Origin of the sequence: Streptomyces sp. UNOB3_S3, from assembly GCF_020740895.1 — a bacterium.
Lineage (GTDB): Bacteria > Actinomycetota > Actinomycetes > Streptomycetales > Streptomycetaceae > Streptomyces.
Genome location: NZ_JAILXP010000106.1, coordinates 1 through 19,451 on the forward strand (window position 1 = coordinate 1; position 19,451 = coordinate 19,451).

The following is a 19,451-nucleotide window of genomic DNA, read 5'->3' on the forward strand; positions in this document are numbered from 1 at the left end:
CCCCCGGTGGCTCCTGGCCGCAGGACCCCTCCACCACCGCCGCGATGCCGCAGCCGCCGGTGCCGGGTGCCGGTGCCCCGTGGCCGGGTGACGCCGCGACGACGGGTGCCGTGCCGCAGGTGGGCGCTCCGGGTGCCGCTGGCGGTGGTGCTCCGTGGCCGGGTGACGCTTCGACGACCGGTGCGATGCCGCAGCCGCCGGTGCCGGGTGCCGGTGCCCCGTGGCCCGGTGACGCCGCGCCGACCGGCGGCATGCCGCAGCCGGGTGGCAAGGGCCACCCGGGCGGTCCGGGTGCCGTGCCGCGGCCGGGCGCGCCCGGTGCGACCGGCGGCAAGGGCCACCCGGCCGGTCCGGGCGCCGCCAACGGCGGTGCGCCGTGGCCGGGTGACGCTTCGACGCCCGGTGGCATGCAGCAGCCCGGTGGCAAGGGCCGCCGTGGTGGCAACGGTGGCGCTCCGTGGCCCGGTGACGCCTCGACGCCGGGTGCCGTGCCGCAGCCGGGCGTTCCCGGCGCGAACGGTGGCCCCGGTGCCAACGGCGGCGCTCCGTGGCCCGGTGACGCCTCGCCGGCCGGTGGCGTGCCGCAGCCCGGTGGCAAGGGCCGCCCCGGCGGTCCGGGTGCCAAGGGCGGTGCCGCCGCGAACGGTGGCGGTGTCCCGAACGCCGGGACCGCCCAGCAGATGTCCATGCCCACCGTCGGCCCCACCATCGGTGGCGTGCCCGCGGGCGGCGCCGCGTTCGCGACCGGGCGCACCGACACCCCGCGCCAGGGCGTTCCCATGGTTCCGCCGCCGGCCCCGCAGGGCGGTGGCGCCCCGCAGGGCGGCGGCGCGGGCAAGGGCAGGAAGAAGCGCGGCCAGAAGGGTTCCGCTTCCCCCTCCGCTTCCGCTCCCGCCGGCGTGCCCGCGCCCGGCGTGCCCGCCCCCGGCGCGGCGCCCCGGCCCGTACCGCAGCCGGCGGGCGAAACGCTCGTCAGCGGCGTGCCGAACGTTCCTCCGGCCACCGGGCAGGTGCCGAAGCCCTCGGCGGACGCCGGTGCGCCGCGCATCGCCGTGCCCAAGCCCAAGGGGGCCGTCCCGCCCCCGCCGGCGAAGCCCGGTACCGGCGGCGTGCCCAAGCCGCCGGTCCCGCCGGCCAAGCCGGCGCCCAAGGCCGCGGCCAAGCCCGCGCCCAAGAAGAAGGGCCGCTCCAAGCTCGTCCTCCTGGGCGGCGGGGTCATCGGCCTGGTCGCCGCCGCCTACGCGGCGGGCCTGCTGCTCGATCACGCCGACGTGCCGAACGGCACCACCGTCCTCGGCGTCGACATCGGCGGCAAGTCCAAGGACGAGGCCGTCAAGAAGCTCGACTCGGCCCTGGGCGACCGCGCCACCGCGCCGCTGAAGCTCTCCATCGGCGGCAAGCCGGCCGCCCTCAAGCCCTCCGTGGCGGGCCTGTCCATCGATACCCAGGCCACCGTGCGCGACGCGTCCGGCCGGGACTACAACCCCGTCACCGTGCTGGGTTCGCTCATCGGCAACACCCACGCCGCCGAGCCCGCCCTGAACGTCGACGAGGAGAAGGTCGCCGCCGCCCTCAAGTCGCTGGCCGGCGAGTCCGGCTCGGCGACGGACGGCACGATCAAGTTCGAGCCGGGCAAGGCCGTCCCCGTCTACGGGAAGCCGTACGAGGGCGTGGACGTGGACAAGTCGGTCAAGGCGATCGCCCAGGCCTACCGCGACCGCGCGGCCACGGGCAAGGACAAGCCCGTCGAGCTGACGACGTCCTCGCAGCAGCCGAAGGTGACCAACGCCGAGGTCGACCGGATGATGCAGGAGTTCGCGCAGCCCGCGATGTCCGGCCCGGTCTTCGTGCAGACGGACGCGGCCCACAGGATCCAGTTCGGCCCGACCCTCTCGCTGCCGAAGATCCTCTCCGTCAAGGAGGTGGGCGGCAAGCTCGTCGAGAGCTACGACCTCGAGGAGATCAAGCAGCTCTACGGCAAGTCCTTCGACGGCGTCCTCATCCAGCGCGGCGACGGCACCAAGAAGCCCGTCACCCCGCAGGACGTCGCGGGCGCCCTCGGCAAGGCGCTGCGCGGCAAGACGGCCGCCGAGCGGGTCGGGACGATCCAGCAGACCGGCTGAGCCCGCCCGCCGTACCCACGAGCCCCCGTGCCCCAGCGGCACGGGGGCTCGTGTGCGTCCGGGCATGGCTCCGTCCATGACATCTGTCATGTCCGGTCCACGACGTCCGACACTGCCGGCGGCACCCCCTGACCAGCGAAGATGTTCTCCATGACCACTACTGCAAGCGTCAACACGGGGGACGGGCGCCGCACGGGCGCCCCCGTGGTCAGCTTTGAGAACGTCAGCAAGAACTACGGCACCGTGCGCGCCGTCACCGATCTGAGCCTCGACCTGTACCCGGGCGAGACCGTCGCCCTCCTCGGCCCCAACGGCGCGGGCAAGTCCTCGACCCTGGACCTGCTGCTGGGCCTGCGCAACCCCGACGCCGGGCGCGTCGAGGTCTTCGGCACCACGCCGCAGGAAGCCATCCTCAAGGGCCGGGTCGGTGCCATGCTCCAGACCGGCGGGCTGATGGAGGAGGTGAAGGTCCGCGAGATCGTCAAGCTCGCCTGCGACCTCCACCCCAAGGCGTTCCCCGTCGAGCAGGTGCTGGAGGCGGCCGACCTCACCGGCATCGCCGACCGCATGGTCAACAAGCTCTCCGGCGGCCAGGAGCAGCGCGTGCGCTTCGCCATGGCCACGGCGGGCGCCAACGACCTGATCGTGCTGGACGAGCCGACGACCGGCATGGACGTCTCGGCCCGCCAGGCGTTCTGGGGCGTGATGCGCGAGCAGACGCGCCAGGGCCGCACGGTCCTCTTCGCCACGCACTACCTCGAAGAGGCCGACGCCATCGCCGACCGCGTCATCGTGCTGCGCGGCGGCAAGCTGCTCGCCGACGGCTCGGCCGCCGAGATCAAGGCCAAGGCCGGCGCCCGCCGGATCGTCTTCGACCTCGACCAGCCGGTCGGCGAGGGCGCGCTGCGCGAGCTGCCGTTCCTCTCCTCGCTGGAGGTGTCCGGCCGCACGGTGCGCATCCAGTCGCACGACGCCGACGCCACCGTCCACGCCCTCTACGGGCTGGGTCTCTACCCGCGCAACCTCGAGGTCGCGGGCCTCGGCCTGGAGCAGGCCTTCCTCGCCATCAACGACGCCGCGACCGCCGAGGAGGCGGCCCGATGAAGACTCTCGTCAAGCTGGAAATAACGCGCACCCTGCGCAACAAGAAGTTCATGTTCTTCTCCATCCTCTACCCGGCGCTGCTCTTCCTGCTCATCGCCGGTGGCGCCAGCGAGAAGGAGATCGTCGAGGGCACCGGCCTGACGCTGCCGCTGCTGATGATGGTCTCGATGTCCTCCTTCGGCGCCATCACCGCCGTCCTCGTCGGCAACAGCGAGCGCATCGCCAAGGAGCGCGAGAAGGGCTGGGTGCGCCAGCTGCGCCTGACCGCCCTGCCCGGCCGCGGCTATGTGGCCGCCAAGGTGGCCTCGGCCGCCGTGGTCTCCCTCCCCTCGATCCTCGTCGTCTTCGCCGTCGCCGTGGCGGTCAAGAACGTCCGGCTCGACGCCTGGCAGTGGGGCGCGCTCACTGGCTCGATCTGGGCCGGCAGCATCGTCTTCGCCGCGCTCGGCGTGGCCCTGGGCTACCTGGTCTCGGGTGACGCCGTCCGGCCCGTCACGATGATCGTCTACTTCGCGCTGTCCATGCTGGGCGGCCTGTGGATGCCGACCACGACCTTCCCGGACTGGCTGCAGTCCGTCGCCAAGTGGACGCCCACCTACGCCTACGCGGCGCTCGGCCACGCCATCGAGGGGGGCGACGCGCCGCACCTGAAGGACGTCGGCCTGCTGCTGGCCTATCTTGTCGTCTTCGCCGGGTGTGCCGCCTGGCTCTACCGCAAGGACACCCGCAAGGCCTGAGCGTGGCGCGGGACGGATGACGGGACGGACGGAGGGAGAAGTGGGGCCGATGGCCGGACGCGAGCGACGCCGGAACCCTTGGCGCGCCGCCTTGGAGATCGAGGACGACCCGTCGTCCGCCGAGACCCACAACGGCATCGGCGCCCAGCCCGAGAACCGCCGCCAGATAGTGATCAAACTGCTGTGGATCTCCATCTGGTTCTTCTACCTCGCCGCCCCGGCCGAGGACGTCCTTGGCGACCACCACACCCTGGCCGGCGACGTCCTGGGCGGGGTGGGCCTGGTGGCCTTCGTGGCCGTCTACCTGACGCTGGTCTTCCGCCACACCTCGCGGGCCCTGGACCGCCCCAAGGTGCTCGGCTGGCTGGGGACGATGCTGTCCCTGGCCCTCGTCCTGTCCTTCACGCTGGGGTCCCCCTGGCTGGTGCTCTTCGTCTTCTCGAGCATCGCCTGCGGGGCGGTCCTCCCCACGAAGCTTGCTCGCGCCGCCGTTCCACTGGTCACGGGGGTACTGGTGGCCGTCGGCGCGAGCATGCGGGGCACGGTGGCGGAGCTCATCGTGGCCCTCATCGTCCCCGCGCTGCTCGGCGGCTTCGCGATGGTGGGGGTGCGGCAGATGGCCCTGACGACCCGTGCGCTGCGCGAGGCGCGGGCCACGGTGGCCCATCTCGCCGCCAACGAGGAGCGGTTGCGGCTCGCCCGCGACCTCCACGACCTGCTCGGCCACTCCCTCTCGCTGATCACGCTCAAGAGCGAGCTGGCCGGGCGGATGCTCCCGGACAAGCCGGAGGAGGCGGCCCGGCAGGTCGCCGACATCGAGCGGGTGAGCCGGCAGGCGCTGGTGGACGTCCGGGAGGCGGTGAGCGGCTTTCGCCGCCCCACCCTGGAGGCCGAGCTCGCCGGGGCCCGTACCGCCCTGGCCGCCGCCGGCATCGCCGCCGACCTGACCCGGGCCGCGGCCGGCCACCCCGATCTGCCGCCCGACGAGGAGGGCGCCCTGGCGTGGGCGCTGCGCGAGGCGGTGACCAACGTCGTCCGGCACAGCGGTGCCACGCGCTGCGAGGTGACGCTCACGGAGGCGGGCGACGACATGTGCCTGACCGTCACCGACAACGGCCGCGGGCCGGGGCGCGGTTACGGGAACGGGCTGACCGGCCTGGACGAACGGCTCGCCCTCGCCGACGGCCGGCTGGAGACCGGCACGGGCCCGCGCGGCGGGTTCCTGCTGCGGGCGTGCGTACCGCTCTCGCGCCGGGTGGCCGTCTGACCTCTACCCTGTCGCTGTGAATTCAGCACAGCCGCCCGGGAATATTCGTGTCCTCCTCGCCGAGGACCAGTCGATGGTCAGGGAGGCGCTGGCCGCGCTCCTCGGCCTGGAGGACGACATCGAGGTCGTCGCGCAGGTGGCCCGGGGCGACGAGGTACTGGACGCGGCTCGTGCCACGTCCCTCGACGTGGCGCTGCTGGACATCGAGATGCCCGGGATGACCGGGCTCGACGCGGCGGCGCTGCTGCGCCGGGAACTTCCGGGGCTCAAGGTCGTCATCCTGACGACCTTCGGGCGGCCCGGCTATCTGCGCCGGGCGATGGAGTCCGGCGCCGACGCGTTCCTGGTGAAGGACGCCCCGGCGGCCCAGCTGGCGGACGCGCTGCGGCGGGTGCTGCGCGGCGAGCGCGTCATCGACCCGACGCTGGCGGCGGCCGCGCTCGCCGAGGGGGCGAACCCGCTGACCGACCGGGAGCGCGCGGTCCTCACCGCGTCCGCCGACGGCTCGACCAACGCGGAGCTGGCGCGGAAGCTGCATCTTTCGCACGGGACGGTGCGGAATTATCTTTCGACGGCCATCCAGAAGACGGGCGCCCGCAACCGTGCGGAGGCTGTCCGCATCGCGCGGGACAAGGGGTGGCTGTGACGCGGCACCCCGCGATCAGTTGAGCATCGCCCGCGCGGCCAGCGCCTGGTGGCGGACCGTCTCCGCGGCCTCCGGCTCTACCGCCGCGAGGACCTCCGCGTACTCCTCCAGCTCCCGCGCGCCCCGCGCGAAGTCGCCGCGCTCGACGAGGAGCTCGGCCCGCTCGTAGCGGAGCCTGGCCGGGTGGCTGGGCAGGAGGAGGGACAGCTCGACGGCCCACAGCTGGACGTCGCTGCGCTCGGGGCGCGCCGCGGCCCAGGCGCGGATGTTGTTCAGGACGCGCAGCACGATCTCCTGGGGCGCGGCCGGGGAGAACATCGACGGTGTCAGGGGCGTGCCCGTGGCGCCCGCGACCAGCAGCCCCGCGTCCTCCTCGGAGAGGACCCGGCCGCCGTCGAAGGGGTCGACGAGCACATGCTCGCCCAGCGGGTCGCCGAGGCCGACGACGAAGTGGCCGGGGAGCGCCACCCCGTACACGGGCGCGCCCGCCCGGCGGGCGACCTCCATCCACACCACGGACAGCAGGATCGGCAGCCCGCGTCGCCGCCGGAGCACCTCGGGCAGGAGCGAGGACTCCAGCCGCCGGTAGTCCACGGGCGAGCCGTGGAAGCCGCAGCGCTCGCCGAGGACCGTGGCCAGGGCGTCCGCCCAGCGGGCCGGGGCCGCCCCGCGGCCCAGCGCGGGCAGCGACCCGGCGAGCCGGTCCAGCTCCATCTGCGCGGCGTCGGCCGCTTCCTCGGCCGCCTCCTCGCCCGGCTCCCCGCCCGCCACGGCCTCGGCCTCCGCGGCGATCAGCAGGCACAGCAGCGTCAGGTCGGGCCGGTCGTCCCGGGCGGCTCCGGCGAAGCGGCGGCGCCGGGCGGTGGTGTCGTCGTACATGCGTGCCTCGTACCCCTCGGGGCGGTGGCGCAGCCACCGCCACTGTCCATGGTGCGACCGTGTCAGCGTTGAGGGCCGCGACGGTAGTGGTAGGCGTGGTGGGTGGTGAAGCCGAGCTCGTCATAGAGCGCGGCCGCGGCCGCGTTGTCCGTCTCGACCTGGAGGTACGCCGCCGAGGCCCCTTCGCGCAGCGCCTCCTGGGCCAGCCGGGCCATGACGAGGGTGCCCAGCCCCTCCCGGCGCCGCTCCGGGGCCACGTCCAGCGCCGCGAACCCGGCCCACCGGCCGTCGACGACACAGCGCGCCACGGCCGCCGGGCGCTCCCCGGCGGCTCCCGGCACGGTCGCGAACCACACCGACGGCCCGCCGCCCAGCACGGCCCGCGCGTCCGCCGGGTCCGCGCCGCTCCGCCCGTAGGCGGTGAGCCAGGCCGCGTCCGGCTCGCGGGTCAGCCGGACGTCACCCGTGCCGGGGGCCACGGCGTCGGCGACGGGCGCCAGCGCGGCCGTCCGGGTCACGGCGTGCCGCTCGGCCGTCCAGCCGTGCCGGGCGAGCTCCGCGTCCAGCCGCTCGTCCGCGTCCGGGTGGCCCGTGGCGACCTGGAGGTACGCCGGCAGGTCACGCTCCGCGTACCAGGCGGCCACCCGGTCCAGGGCCTCCGGCAGGGGCAGCCCGGGGTCGCCGAGGGGCAGGGCGGAGTTGGCCCGGGTGGTGAAGCCGCCCGCGGCGCGCAGCGTCCAGCCGCCCAGCCGGGCGGTCTCGCGGGCGGGCCAGCCGCGCGCCGCGACCTCTTGGAGCTCGCGCAGCCCGGCGGCGGGGCCCCGGCGCCGGGCGGGGGCCGTGGGGACGACCTTGCCGGCGACCAGGGAGGACTCGGGGACCTCCACGATCTCCCCGGTGCGTCGTGTGATTCGCAGCACACCGTCGCTCCAGGAGGTCAGCACCCCCACCGCGTCGGTGAAACGCTCCGAACTCCCGGAGTCGTTCAGCCGTCGTACGGAGACCCTTTTTCCCACATCTGCCGTGGAGATCCGGACCTCCAGTCTTCCGCCCGTGGTGAATTCCACAGCTCCGCCCGCCCCTCTTGTTCGTCATGTGCCCGGGGAGGGAGATACTAGGTGTGGGCATCGACGACGCCGCGCTCCCGCGCGAGATGAGCCCTACCGAGGAGGAACGACAGCGTGACCTACGTCATCGCGCAGCCTTGTGTCGACGTGAAGGACAAGGCGTGCATCGAGGAGTGCCCCGTCGACTGCATCTACGAGGGCTCCCGGTCCTTGTACATCCACCCGGACGAATGCGTCGACTGTGGTGCCTGTGAGCCGGTCTGCCCCGTCGAGGCGATCTTCTACGAGGACGACACGCCGGAGGAGTGGAAGGACTACTACAAGGCGAACGTCGAGTTCTTCGACGAGCTCGGTTCGCCCGGTGGCGCCTCCAAGCTGGGCCTGATCGAGCGCGACCACCCCTTCATCGCGTCTCTGCCCGCGGACATCAACCCGGAGCACTGACCCACAGCGGTTCCGCCGCGGCCCCGTACGGCCACCGCCGTACGGGGCCGCCGCACTTTCTCCCCCACCGGCCACCCCTAGCGCACGAGAGCGAGCAGCGAGCACCGTGAGCGCAGTCTCTTCCCGTCTCCCCGTCTTCCCCTGGGACCGGCTCGAGCCCTACAAGGCCACCGCGGCCGCCCACCCCGACGGCATCGTGGACCTGTCGGTGGGCACCCCGGTCGACCCGGTGCCCGCCGTGGTCCAGCGGGCGCTGGCCGACGCGGCCGACAGCCCCGGCTATCCCACGGTGTGGGGCACGGCCGCGCTGCGCGACGCGCTGACCGGCTGGGTGGAGCGCCGCCTGGGCGCCCGGGGCCTGACGCACGCCAATGTGCTGCCGGTCGTCGGCTCCAAGGAGCTGGTGGCCTGGCTGCCGACCCAGCTCGGCCTCGGCCCCGGCGACAAGGTCGCCTACCCCCGCCTCGCCTACCCGACCTACGAGGTCGGCGCGCGGCTCGTGGGCGCCGAGCCCGTCGTCTACGACGACCCTACGGAGCTCGACCCGGCCGGCCTGAAGCTGCTGTGGCTGAACTCGCCGTCCAACCCCACCGGCCGCGTCCTGTCCAAGGAGGAGCTGCGCCGCGCGGTGGCCTGGGCCCGCGAGCACGGTGTGCTGGTCTTCAGCGACGAGTGCTACCTGGAGCTGGGCTGGGAGGCCGACCCCGTCTCCGTGCTCCACCCGGACGTCTGCGGCGGCTCGTACGAGGGGATCGTCGCCGTCCACTCGCTCTCCAAGCGCTCCAATCTCGCCGGCTACCGCGCCGCGTTCATCGCGGGCGACCCGGCCGTCCTCGGTGAGCTGCTCCAGATCCGCAAGCACGGCGGGATGATGGTCGCCGCCCCGGTCCAGGCCGCCACCGTCGCGGCCCTGGGCGACTCCGCGCACGTCGCCGAGCAGCGGGAGCGCTACGCCCGCCGCCGGGACGCGCTGCGCGCCGCCTTCGAGGCAGCGGGCTTCCGGATCGAGCACAGCGAGGCCTCGCTGTACCTGTGGGCCACGCGCGACGAGTCGTGCTGGGAGACGGTCGGCGAGCTCTCCAAGCGCGGCATCCTCGTCGCGCCGGGTGACTTCTACGGTCCGGCGGGCGAGCGCTTCGTACGGATCGCGTTCACCGCCACCGATGAGCGGGTGGAGGCGGCGGTCCGTCGTCTGGCCGAGTAGCGCCTACGCACGCCGCGCGCGGCACGCACGACGAGGGGCCCGGGAGCTTTCGCTCCCGGGCCCCTCGGTGCCGCTGCTGTTCGCGTGATGCCGCCGCGTCCGTCGGACGGATCAGCCGCCGACGCCGGGCAGCTGCGGGACGCCGCCCTTGGTCACGCCCTGCGCCGTGCCGCCGACGGCCGTGGCGGCGCCGCCCACGAGGTTGCCCGCGGCCTTGTTGGCGGCGGGAACGGTCTCGCTGCCGGCCTTGTGCACCGCGTGGGACGCCACCGGAACGGCCGTGCCGACGGCCTTCTGCCCGACGCCCGTCGCCATGGTGCCGGCCTGCTGGGACGTGGCACCGGCGGTCTTGCTCACGGTCGAGGTGTCCAGCGCGCTCACCGGGGCCAGATCCGTGGCCTTGGTGAGGTCCGCGGCGCTCGCAGATCCGGCCGCGCCGACGACGGGAGCGGCACCCGCTGCGACGAGCAGGGCCACCCGGGCGATCCGGCGCGTGAGGGGGAGGGACATGTTGCTCCTTTGACGGAGTGGGAGGTCGGTTGCTGTCCGGCGTGCGGACGCAGTGACTACCGCGTGAGCCCGGGGAAGGTTGCGGTGGAACAAGGTAAAGACTGGGTAATGCGTCGCATTATCGGGCCCGGTGAAAACCCGCCATACCGGGCAGGTTGTCAATCGATACGGAAGCCCGAAAAGCCTTTAGTCACAAGGAAGTTGGGGGCAAGTCGAGAACGCGTGCGGATTCCCGCCGACCCGGCAACCCGCGTATGCCGCACGTACTCCCGGCGAGGGGATGGTCGTACTACTGAACGGTCGTGATCCGAACCGCCGGCACATCGGTGCCGCCCGCTTCTTCCGCCGATTTCCGCCAGCCGTCCGCCGAATTCTCCGCCGACCACTCCCGGCCGCCGAAGGAGATCCGCTCGATCCGCAGTTCCGCCGCGTGCGCCACCGCCCAGGACGCCACCGCCCAGCCGCGCCGCCCCGGCGTCTCGTCGTCCGGCCCCGGACGCACCGGCACGGTCACCGTGCGGCCGCCGGCCACCCCGGCCCGGCCGTCCCCGGTGACAGAGGGGGTCACCTCCACGCCGAACTCACGGCTCAGCTTCGCCCGCACCGCCACCGGATCCCCGGCCTTGCCGTCGCTCGGGCTCTTCGTACAGCTGAACGAGGCCACCGCACGGCCCGTCAGCCCCGACGACAGCAGCGACGCGTCCGGCTCGTGCTTGGCGTACGCCTGCGGGAAACCGCTGCGCTGCACCTTCTGCGCCGCCACCGTCAGCGGCAGCCGCGAGTAGCCCGGCACCTCCACCAGATGGTCGTAGAACTTCCCCGCCGCGTAGACCGGGTCCGTGATCTGCGCCGCCGTGCCCCAGCCCTGGGTCGGCCGCTGCTGGAACAGCCCCAGCGAATCGCGGTCACCGTGATGGATGTTGCGCAGCCCCGACTCCTGCATCGCCGTGGCCAGCGCGATCGTCACGGCCCGCTCCGGCAGCCCGCGCGCCGACCCCACGGCGGAGATCGTCGCCGCGTTGACCGCCTGCTCGGGCGAGAGGGAGTACGTCTGCCCGTTCGCCCGCATCGTGCAGCGCGGTGCCCCCGGACCACCGGTGATCAGCTGCGCCACCAGATAGCCGACCAGCGCCAGCAGCACGGCGCAGGCGGCCACGGTGCGCAGCAGGCGGCCACGGCGGGTGACGATGATCCCGGACATGCGGGCCACGTTACTTGAGAGACCGCCCGGCGGCCCCTCCGGACCGTACCGGGCGTCGCGTTAGGCTCGCCGCATGGATCATCCCGCACTGGACCTGTCCCTCGACGCCGCCGCCCTCACCGCCCGGCTCGTCGACTTCCGTTCCGAGAGCGGTGACGAGAAGGCACTCGCCGACGCCATCGAGACCGAGCTGCGCAAGCTCCCGCACCTGACCGTCGACCGGCACGGCAACAACGTCGTGGCGCGCACGAACCTGGGCCGCGCCGAGCGGGTCGTCCTCGCCGGCCACATCGACACCGTGCCCATCGCGGACAACGTGCCCTCCCGCCTCGACGAGAACGGCATCCTGTGGGGCTGCGGCACCAGCGACATGAAGTCCGGCGTCGCCGTGCAGCTGCGCGTCGCCGCGACCGTCCCCGAGCCCAACCGCGACCTCACCTTCGTCTTCTACGACAACGAGGAGGTCGCCGCCCACCTCAACGGCCTCGGCCACGTCGCCGAAGCCCACCCCGACTGGCTGGCGGGCGACTTCGCCATCCTCCTGGAGCCCTCCGAGGGCGAGGTCGAGGGCGGCTGCCAGGGCACCCTGCGCGTCCTGCTGCGCACGACGGGCGAGCGGGCCCACTCGGCGCGGAGCTGGATGGGCTCCAACGCCGTCCACGCCGCCGCCCCCATCCTCGCCCGCCTCGCCGCCTACGAGCCGCGCCGCCCCGTCGTCGACGGGCTCGAGTACCACGAGGGCCTCAACGCGGTACGGATCGAGGGCGGCGTCGCCAACAACGTCATCCCCGACGAGTGCACCGTGACGGTGAACTTCCGCTACGCCCCCGACCGCACCCCGGAGGAGGCGCTCGCGCACGTCCACGAGGTCTTCGCGGACTGCGGCGTCGCCGAGTTCGTCGTCGACGACAGCTCCGGCGGCGCCCGCCCGGGCCTCGACCACCCGGCGGCCGTGGCCTTCATGGCGGCGGTCGGCGGCACGGCACGGCCCAAGTTCGGCTGGACGGACGTGGCCCGCTTCAGCGCCCTCGGCGTGCCCGCCGTCAACTACGGCCCCGGCGACCCCCTCTACGCCCACAAGCGGGACGAGCACGTGGACACCGCGAAGATCGCCCGGTGCGAGGAGCGGCTGCGGGCCTGGCTGACGGCTTGATCCGCACGTCCGGGGGGCGGCGCCCCGGCGCCCACGGCCTACCCTGAACAGCAACGAGACCGACGATCCGCGGGTTCTGCGGCCCGCGGCGGAGGGAGCACGGCATGGGCAGTCCCGAGGCGTCGCGCGGGCGACGGGAACAGCGCCGGGGGCCGGTCGTCCGCCGGCACGGCCAGATGCAGGCGGGCACCACGGACCAGCATCTGCTGGACACCCGGGGGACGGCGGACTGGGTCCACGAGGACCCCTTCCGCGTCCTGCGCATCCAGTCCGAGTTCGTCGAGGGCTTCGGCGCGCTCGCCGAACTGCCACCGGCGATCAGCGTGTTCGGCTCGGCCCGTACGAAGCCCGGCTCACCGGAGTACGAGGCCGGGGTGGCCATCGGGCGCGGCCTCGTCGAGGCGGGCTTCGCCGTCATCACCGGCGGCGGGCCCGGGGCGATGGAGGCCGCCAACAGGGGCGCGATGGAGGCCGGCGGGATCTCCGTCGGCCTCGGCATCGAGCTGCCCTTCGAACAGGGCCTCAACCCCTATGTGAACCTGGGCGTCGACTTCCGGTACTTCTTCGTCCGCAAGACGATGTTCGTGAAGTACGCGAGCGGCTTCGTGGTCCTGCCCGGCGGGCTGGGCACCCTCGACGAGCTCTTCGAGGCCCTCACGCTCGTCCAGACGAAGAAGGTCACCCGCTTCCCCATCGTCCTCTTCGGGACCGACTACTGGCAGGGCCTGGTGGACTGGCTGGAGCACACGCTCGTCCCCCAGGGCAAGATGAGCCCCGCGGACGTCCAGCTCTTCCACATCACCGACGACGTCGAGGAGGCGATCGGGGTGGTGACGAAGGAGGCCGGCACCTGACGGGCCCGGCCTACGCCAGCCCTCGCCGGGCCACCGCGGGCGCGCGGTGGCCGGCGATGGCCGCCACCATGTCGAGCACCTGCTTCGTCTCCGCGACCTCGTGCACGCGGTACACCTGCGCGCCGAGCCAGGCGGACACCGCCGTCGTCGCCAGCGTCCCGATGACCCGCTCCTTCACCGGCCGGTCCAGCGTCTCGCCCACGAAGTCCTTGTTGGACAGCGAGACGAGCACCGGCAATGGGGTATCCCCTGCTCGAGCGAAGCCGAGAGCTCGGGGAATCGTGTCCGCCATCTCGCCCAGCCGGCGGGTGGCCTCCAGCGAGTGACGGGTGTTCTTGCCGAAGTCGTGCCCCGGATCGATCATGATGCCGTCGCGCCGCACGCCCAGCTCCACGGCCCGCTCCGCCAGCCCCAGCGTCACCCGCAGGATGTCCGCCATCACGTCGTCGTACTCGACGCGGTGCGGCCGCGTCCGCGGCTCCACACCGCCCGCGTGGGTGCACACCAGGCCCGCGCCGTAACGGGCGGCCACCTCGGCCAGCTTGGGGTCCACACCGCCCCACGCGTCGTTCAGCACGTCCGCCCCGGCCTCGCAGACCGCCTCGCCCACGTCGTGCCGCCAGGTGTCGACGCTGATGACCACGTCCGGGTGGCGCCGCCGGACCTCCGCGACGAACCCGACCGTGCGCCGGGCCTCCTCCTCGGCCGTCACCTCGGCGCCGGGGCCCGCCTTGACCCCGCCGATGTCGATGATGGCGGCGCCCTCGGCCACGGCCTGCTCCACCCGGGCGAGCGCCGGCTCGTCGCGGAACGTGGCGCCCTGGTCGTAGAAGGAGTCCGGGGTCCGGTTGACGATCGCCATGATCACCGGTTCGTGGGTGTCGAACTCGCGTCGTCCAAGCCGCAGCATTTTCGGTTCTTCCTCTCCCTGGTCCGCCAGCGACCTTAACTGTCAGTGCGGCATGGCACGATCGGAGTCGACGGTTTGGCCGACGCCGGCCGGTGGATGTGACGACCTGTGGACGTAACGAGGGGACGGCCGTGTTCTGGTTCTTGCTCATCGCGCTGGTCGTGGTGGTCGCCGCGGTCACGCTCGCCGTCGCCGGGGGAGGCGGTGACGGCGGCGGTGGGGACGCCCTGCCCGAGGCCGCCCACGACCGGATGGCCTGGCCCCTGCCCGCCGGCCGGGCGCTGGGCCGGGCCGACGTCGAGGCGCTGCGCCTGCCCCTGGCCCTGCGCGGCTACCGCATGGCCGAGACCGACGACGCCCTGGACCGGCTCGGCGCGGAGCTCGCCGAGCGCGACGCCCGCATCGCCGAGCTGGAGGCGGCGCTCGCCGGGGCACAGGCGGCGGCGATAGGGGTGCAGGGGCTGCTGGAGCGCGAGAGCGGCGCGGAGGAGCACGAGCAGGAGCGGCCCGGGAAGCAGGAGCCGCAGGACAGCCAGGGGAAGGGGAAGGCGTCATGAGCGGCGCTGGAGTGGTCATCGGGCCGGACGGCCTGGCCCGTTGCCCGTGGGGGCTGGAGGCGGAGTCCCTCGCGGACTACCGCGTCTACCACGACACCGAATGGGGCCTCCCGGTCCACGGCGACGACGCCCTGTTCGAGCGGATAACGCTGGAGGCCTTCCAGTCGGGCCTGTCGTGGCTGACGATCCTGCGGCGCCGCGAGGGGTTCCGGGCCGCGTTCGCGGGCTTCTCCATCGAGAAGGTGGCGGCCTTCACGGAGGAGGACGCCGAACGGCTGCTGGCCGACCCGGGCATCATCCGCAACCGCGCCAAGATCGCGGCGACGCTGGCCAACGCGCGCGCCGCCGCGGAGCTGGCGCCGGGGGAGCTGGACGCCCTGGTGTGGTCCCACGCCCCCGACCCCGCCAACCGGCCCGCGCCGCGTTCGATGGCCGACGTCCTGCCGGTCACCCCGGAGTCGACAGCACTGGCCAAGGCCCTCAAGAAGCACGGCTTCCGCTTCGTGGGGCCCACGACGGCGTACGCGCTGATGCAGGCGTGCGGCCTGGTGAACGACCACCTGGCGGGCTGTCACACCCGAACGGGCTGAGCCCCCTCCCCAGGGCCTCCACCGGCTCCTACCGGCTTCCTGCAGGCTCCTACCGGCCCACGAAGCGCGGGCGCTCCTTCGCCAGGAACGCCGCCACGGCGATCCCGTGGTCCTCCGTCGTGGCCGCCGCGCGCTGCAGCTCCTCCTCCTTGGCCAGCGTCTCCTCCAGGCCGTGCGCGGCCCCGTGGGCGAGCGACGCCTTGATCGCCGCGTACGCCGCCGTCGGCCCGTCGGCCAGCCGGCGGGCGACCTCCGCCGCCGCGGCGGCCAGCTCGGCCGCCGGGACGACCCGGTTCGCGATGCCCAGCTCGTACGCCTCCTGGGCGCTCACATTGCGCGGGAAGAGCAGCAGATCGGCGGCGCGGCCATGGCCGACGAGGCGGGGGAGGGTCCAGGAGACGCCCGAGTCGGCGGTGAGCGCGACCCCGGCGAAGGAGGTGTTGAAGGAGGCCGAGTCGGCGACCACGCGATAGTCCGCCGCGAAGGCGAAGCCCGCGCCGGCGCCCGCCGCCACGCCGTTTACCCCGGCCACGACCGGCTTGGGCATCCGGGTGATGGCGGTGACGATGGGGTTGTAGTGGTCCTTGACGGTGTCCATCGCCGACCGGGTGCCGTGCTCGCGGTCGGCGGCCAGCGAGGCCACGTGCTCCTTGAGGTCCTGGCCCACGCAGAAGGCCCGCCCGGTGGCGGTCAGCAGCACCGCCCGGACGGCGGGGTCGTCGCCGGCCTGGCGCAGGGTGTCCCGGAGGGCGGCCTTCGTCTCGGTGTTCAGCGCGTTCATGGCGTCGGGACGATTCAGTGTGATCGTCGCGAGCCCGTCGGTCACCTCGTAGAGCACGGTGTCCGCCATGGTGCGGTCCCTCCCTGGGTCGGCTGCGGCGCTAGTGCGCGGATGCGTGCCCAGGATGCCGGAGATCATCGGGACCGGATATGTGACCTGCGTCAAAGAATCAGCCATCGTGACGGCCGTGAGAGCTACGCAGGAATACCGTGCGATCCCCGAATTGAGTGGTTTTGCGGCAGCGCGTTGCCGAAGGGATGCCGACTGATGTTGGTCATTGGGTCGCGCGATGCGGGATAATGGCCTGGAAGCAATGTGTTCGATGCCGGTGACGCGTGCCCTTCCCGGGGCCGTCGGCTGACGATGAGCTGGTTTCAGGAAGGGGAACGAGCATGGCGGCCATGAAGCCGCGGACGGGCGACGGCCCGCTCGAGGTGACCAAGGAGGGGCGGGGCATCGTCATGCGGGTTCCGCTCGAAGGCGGCGGTCGTCTCGTCGTCGAGCTGACCCCCGACGAGGCCAAGGCTCTCGGTGAGGCCCTCGAGAAGGTCGTCGTCTGACGCCCAGGCCTCATGGGCCACAGGGCCCACGATTCTCTCCCACCGCCCCGGCCGCCCGGCTTCGTCCCGGCTCCGGGGCGGTGGCGTATCCGCTTCCGGCACCGGCCCGCCTCCGGCGGCCCACCGGCCGCCGGTGCCTCCGGCCCCGTCGTATCCCGGCCCTGTCGTACCCTCGCGGTCAGCCGCGCTTGACGGCGCACAGCAGCCCGTCGCCCACCGGCAGCAGGGACGGCACGAGCGCGGTGGACTCCCGGACGGCCCGCAGCAGTTCGCGCAGCCGCTGCACCTCGGCGGGCGGCACGGCCGAGTCGACCGTACGGCCGTCCGCGAAGACGCCCTCGAAGCAGACCAGCCCGCCCGGGCGCAGCAGGCGCAACGATTCGGCTAGGTAGTCGAGGGACTCCATCCGGTCACCGTCGCAGAAGACCAGGTCGTATCCGCCGTCCGCGAGCCGGGGCAGCACCTCCAGGGCCCGGCCGGGGATGAAGCGCGCCCGGTTGCCGGCGAAGCCCGCGGCGCGGAAGGCCTGACGGGCGAACTGCTGGCACTCCGGATCGCTGTCCACGGTGGTCAGCACCCCGTCCGGCCGCATGCCGTGCAGCAGGTGGATGCCGGAGACCCCGGTGCCGGTGCCGATCTCGGCGACGGCCTTGGCGTCCACAGCGGCGGCGAGCAGGCGCAGCGCCCCACCGGTGCCGTTCGACACCGAGGTGAGCCCTGCCTCGTAGGCCCGGTCCCGGGCCCAGCGCAGTGCCTCGTCCTCGGCGACGAACACCTCGGCGAACGCCCAGCTCGTCTGCTGGTTGCCGGTAATGGCCCTCTCCTGTCCCCGTAGTCGACGCAACCGTGACTGTATCCGCTGCCCACGGGAACCCGCAGATGGGACCGGGCGTTGACGAGTACGGGACGCCGACGGAAGGGGCGGGGACCGGCGGGAACCACCGGCGCGGGCCGTTCGTCACGGATGACAACGGATCAAGACCAAAATCCGGGTCAAAAATGCTTATCCGGAGCTAACGGGCGAGGTGGATATGGTAGGGGCTCCACTGGACACCACCAGAGCCGACAGGGGAGGTGCGGCTGCGGGTGGCGACCGCCGGGGAGTGCTCAGGCGCCTCCGCAGGTCCGCTCCCGAGCCGAAATCCGTGACCTACACCGCTGACCGTTCCAACGCCGCCCGTACCGCGACCACCGCGACTTTCGCCACCGACGCGGACACGCAGGCGTGGACTCCTCCCAGCTGGGAGGAGATCGTCAGCACGCACAGCGCACGGGTCTACCGTCTCGCCTACCGCCTCACCGGAAACCAGCACGACGCCGAGGACCTCACCCAGGAGGTCTTCGTCCGGGTCTTCCGCTCCCTGTCCACGTACACCCCGGGGACGTTCGAGGGCTGGCTCCACCGCATCACCACGAACCTGTTCCTCGACATGGTCCGGCGCCGTCAGCGCATCCGCTTCGACGCGCTGGGCGAGGACGCCGCCGAGCGGCTCCCCAGCCGTGAGCCGTCCCCGCAGCAGCACTTCAACGACACCCACTTCGACGCGGACGTCCAGCAGGCGCTGGACACCCTCGCGCCGGAGTTCCGCGCCGCGGTCGTCCTGTGCGACATCGAGGGGCTCTCCTACGAGGAGATCGCCGCGACCCTCGGCGTCAAGCTCGGCACCGTGCGCAGCCGTATCCACCGCGGCCGCTCCCACCTCCGCAAGGCGCTCCAGCACCGCTCGCCCGCCGCCCGGGCCGAGCAGCGCGCGGTGGCGGGTCTGGCCTCCGGCGCGCCTCTCAGTGGGGAGGTCGGGATCGCGTGACCACCTCCGGCGGTCAGTCCCCCGCCGAGCACCATCTCGGCGACCGCCTCGCTGCCCTCGTCGACGGGGAGTTGGGGCACGATTCGCGGGAGCGGGTGCTGGCGCACCTCGCCACCTGCTGGACATGCAAAGCGGAAGCCGACGCGCAGCGTCGGCTCAAAAACGTGTTCGCGGAGGCCGCGCCGCCACCGCTCTCCGACTCGCTGCTCGCCCGGCTGCAAGGCCTGCCGGGCGGTGGCACCACGGGCGGGCCGGGCGGCCCGCCCGCGCCGTCCGGTGACGAGGGCGCGGACGGCATCCCGGCCGTGGGAAGAGCCGCCTTCGGCGCCGGGGCGGAGGCCTTCGGCCTGCTTCCGGCGGTCGGCCCCCAGCCGCGTGACCGGGGCTTCCGCACCCACCCGGTCGGGCAGGGCAGCGGCTCGCGCGGCCGACGGTTCGCCTTCGCGGCTGCTGGGGCGGTCTCGCTGGCCGCGATAGCCCTGGCCGGGGCGCAGCCGCTGGAGACGCCCGTGGCGTCGCGGCAGGCCCGCGGCGACGGCAACAGCGCGGCCACCAGCTCCCTCGGGTCGGTGCAGGGCGTGCCCCTGGACCAGCGCGACCTGGGCCGGACGCAGCCGGCGGCGCAGGAGCTGTCGGCGACGTTCGCGGCCCCGCTGGCCGCGGGCGTCACCCTGCTGCGCCCCTCCGGCGCGCGGCTGTTGCCGCCGATGGTGCGCAAGCCCGCGACCCTCGCGGCGCAGCCACAGGCCAAGCCGCCGGCACCCTCGGCCCCGGTGGCGCCACCGCGCTGATCGCGGGCGGGATCCCGGCGGCCTCCCCCCTCCGCACATGGCCGGGGACCTGGTGTAATCGTCTGTGGGGCGCGCGTGTTTCCGCATGCGCGCCTCCGCGACGAACGGTGGGGAGAGGAATGGACGAGGGGAAGGCGCGGGCGTCCGCGCCCAAGCCGCACTGGTGGCACCGCAGGCGCACACCGGAGGGCGTCCCGCCGCAGCCGCTCGCGGGCCCGGACGACACCCCCGCCGCGCCGCTGCACGCCCCGGACCCGTACAGCAC

Annotated in this window: 21 protein-coding genes; 14 read left to right on the forward strand and 7 right to left on the reverse strand. The window is 73.5% G+C overall.

The genetic code is table 11. The features are described 5' to 3' along the window. The 5 genes from K6I33_RS14225 to K6I33_RS14245 all read left to right on the forward strand — a co-directional run. Positions 1-2,123, forward strand: a 2,123-nt coding sequence (locus K6I33_RS14225) for a hypothetical protein (protein ID WP_229351711.1), incomplete at its 5' end; no start/stop codon positions are given. Between the two features lie 150 nt (positions 2,124-2,273). Next, positions 2,274-3,227 carry an ABC transporter ATP-binding protein gene (locus K6I33_RS14230; RefSeq protein WP_229351714.1) on the forward strand — a complete coding sequence of 318 codons (954 nt, stop codon included), beginning with the start codon at positions 2,274-2,276 and terminating at the stop codon, positions 3,225-3,227. Beyond that, on the forward strand, positions 3,224-3,964 hold the full coding sequence (locus K6I33_RS14235) for an ABC transporter permease (RefSeq protein ID WP_229351716.1): 741 nt from the start codon (positions 3,224-3,226) through the stop codon (positions 3,962-3,964). The genes K6I33_RS14230 and K6I33_RS14235 overlap by 4 nt, the downstream gene beginning before the upstream one ends. 49 nt (positions 3,965-4,013) lie before the next feature. Further along, complete coding sequence (locus K6I33_RS14240) at positions 4,014-5,231, forward strand: sensor histidine kinase (protein ID WP_229351719.1); 1,218 nt, start codon at positions 4,014-4,016, stop codon at positions 5,229-5,231. A gap of 16 nt (positions 5,232-5,247) precedes the next feature. Beyond that, complete coding sequence (locus K6I33_RS14245; protein WP_308297155.1) at positions 5,248-5,877, forward strand: response regulator transcription factor; 630 nt, start codon at positions 5,248-5,250, stop codon at positions 5,875-5,877. Positions 5,878-5,892: 15 nt separating this feature from the next. Here K6I33_RS14245 and K6I33_RS14250 read toward each other — a convergent pair whose 3' ends face one another. Together K6I33_RS14250 and K6I33_RS14255 are read right to left on the reverse strand one after the other, a co-directional pair. Next, positions 5,893-6,756 (reverse strand): transglutaminase-like domain-containing protein, encoded by an 864-nt coding sequence (locus tag K6I33_RS14250; protein WP_229351722.1) that lies wholly within the window; start codon positions 6,754-6,756, stop codon positions 5,893-5,895. A 62-nt stretch (positions 6,757-6,818) separates the two neighbouring features. Beyond that, a complete protein-coding gene (locus K6I33_RS14255) occupies positions 6,819-7,823 on the reverse strand; it encodes a GNAT family N-acetyltransferase (protein ID WP_229351724.1) in 1,005 nt (334 codons plus the stop codon). 114 nt (positions 7,824-7,937) lie between these two features. Here K6I33_RS14255 and fdxA point away from each other — a divergent pair, with 114 nt between their 5' ends. Together fdxA and dapC are read left to right on the forward strand one after the other, a co-directional pair. Beyond that, positions 7,938-8,267: a ferredoxin gene (gene fdxA, locus K6I33_RS14260; protein WP_229351726.1), complete on the forward strand. Its 330-nt coding sequence runs from the start codon at positions 7,938-7,940 to the stop codon at positions 8,265-8,267. A 106-nt stretch (positions 8,268-8,373) separates the two neighbouring features. After that, positions 8,374-9,471 carry a succinyldiaminopimelate transaminase gene (dapC, locus tag K6I33_RS14265; protein WP_229351728.1) on the forward strand — a complete coding sequence of 366 codons (1,098 nt, stop codon included), beginning with the start codon at positions 8,374-8,376 and terminating at the stop codon, positions 9,469-9,471. Between the two features lie 111 nt (positions 9,472-9,582). Here dapC and K6I33_RS14270 read toward each other — a convergent pair whose 3' ends face one another. Together K6I33_RS14270 and K6I33_RS14275 are read right to left on the reverse strand one after the other, a co-directional pair. After that, entirely contained in the window at positions 9,583-9,981 is a 399-nt protein-coding gene (locus tag K6I33_RS14270) for an ATP-binding protein (protein WP_229351730.1), read from the reverse strand. A gap of 289 nt (positions 9,982-10,270) precedes the next feature. Further along, positions 10,271-11,182: a hypothetical protein gene (locus K6I33_RS14275; RefSeq protein WP_229351732.1), complete on the reverse strand. Its 912-nt coding sequence runs from the start codon at positions 11,180-11,182 to the stop codon at positions 10,271-10,273. 73 nt (positions 11,183-11,255) lie between these two features. On the opposite strand from K6I33_RS14275, the gene dapE reads away from it, so the two are divergent. Together dapE and K6I33_RS14285 are read left to right on the forward strand one after the other, a co-directional pair. Then, a complete protein-coding gene (gene dapE / locus K6I33_RS14280; protein WP_229351734.1) occupies positions 11,256-12,335 on the forward strand; it encodes a succinyl-diaminopimelate desuccinylase in 1,080 nt (359 codons plus the stop codon). 104 nt (positions 12,336-12,439) lie between these two features. Continuing rightward, positions 12,440-13,189 carry a TIGR00730 family Rossman fold protein gene (locus K6I33_RS14285; protein ID WP_229351736.1) on the forward strand — a complete coding sequence of 250 codons (750 nt, stop codon included), beginning with the start codon at positions 12,440-12,442 and terminating at the stop codon, positions 13,187-13,189. 10 nt (positions 13,190-13,199) lie between these two features. Here the strand turns inward: K6I33_RS14285 and folP are convergent, their stop codons facing one another. Further along, positions 13,200-14,099 (reverse strand): dihydropteroate synthase, encoded by a 900-nt coding sequence (folP, locus tag K6I33_RS14290; protein WP_229351739.1) that lies wholly within the window; start codon positions 14,097-14,099, stop codon positions 13,200-13,202. 131 nt (positions 14,100-14,230) lie between these two features. Between folP and K6I33_RS14295 the strand changes: the two genes are divergently transcribed. Together K6I33_RS14295 and K6I33_RS14300 are read left to right on the forward strand one after the other, a co-directional pair. Continuing rightward, positions 14,231-14,656 (forward strand): DivIVA domain-containing protein, encoded by a 426-nt coding sequence (locus K6I33_RS14295; RefSeq protein ID WP_229351741.1) that lies wholly within the window; start codon positions 14,231-14,233, stop codon positions 14,654-14,656. Beyond that, positions 14,653-15,246: a DNA-3-methyladenine glycosylase I gene (locus K6I33_RS14300; protein ID WP_229351744.1), complete on the forward strand. Its 594-nt coding sequence runs from the start codon at positions 14,653-14,655 to the stop codon at positions 15,244-15,246. Before K6I33_RS14295 ends, K6I33_RS14300 begins: the two co-directional genes overlap by 4 nt. Positions 15,247-15,295: 49 nt before the next feature. On the opposite strand, the gene K6I33_RS14305 is transcribed toward K6I33_RS14300, so the two are convergent. Then, complete coding sequence (locus tag K6I33_RS14305; RefSeq protein ID WP_229351747.1) at positions 15,296-16,096, reverse strand: enoyl-CoA hydratase/isomerase family protein; 801 nt, start codon at positions 16,094-16,096, stop codon at positions 15,296-15,298. A gap of 323 nt (positions 16,097-16,419) precedes the next feature. Here K6I33_RS14305 and K6I33_RS14310 point away from each other — a divergent pair, with 323 nt between their 5' ends. Continuing rightward, positions 16,420-16,587: a DUF3117 domain-containing protein gene (locus tag K6I33_RS14310; RefSeq protein ID WP_126915881.1), complete on the forward strand. Its 168-nt coding sequence runs from the start codon at positions 16,420-16,422 to the stop codon at positions 16,585-16,587. 178 nt (positions 16,588-16,765) lie between these two features. On the opposite strand, the gene K6I33_RS14315 is transcribed toward K6I33_RS14310, so the two are convergent. Further along, positions 16,766-17,431 (reverse strand): O-methyltransferase, encoded by a 666-nt coding sequence (locus K6I33_RS14315; RefSeq protein ID WP_229351749.1) that lies wholly within the window; start codon positions 17,429-17,431, stop codon positions 16,766-16,768. A gap of 187 nt (positions 17,432-17,618) precedes the next feature. On the opposite strand from K6I33_RS14315, the gene sigE reads away from it, so the two are divergent. Together sigE and K6I33_RS14325 are read left to right on the forward strand one after the other, a co-directional pair. After that, positions 17,619-18,395: an RNA polymerase sigma factor SigE gene (gene sigE, locus K6I33_RS14320; RefSeq protein WP_229351752.1), complete on the forward strand. Its 777-nt coding sequence runs from the start codon at positions 17,619-17,621 to the stop codon at positions 18,393-18,395. Further along, positions 18,392-19,186 (forward strand): zf-HC2 domain-containing protein, encoded by a 795-nt coding sequence (locus K6I33_RS14325; protein WP_229351754.1) that lies wholly within the window; start codon positions 18,392-18,394, stop codon positions 19,184-19,186. The genes sigE and K6I33_RS14325 overlap by 4 nt, the downstream gene beginning before the upstream one ends. The last annotated feature ends 265 nt before the right edge of the window (positions 19,187-19,451 follow it).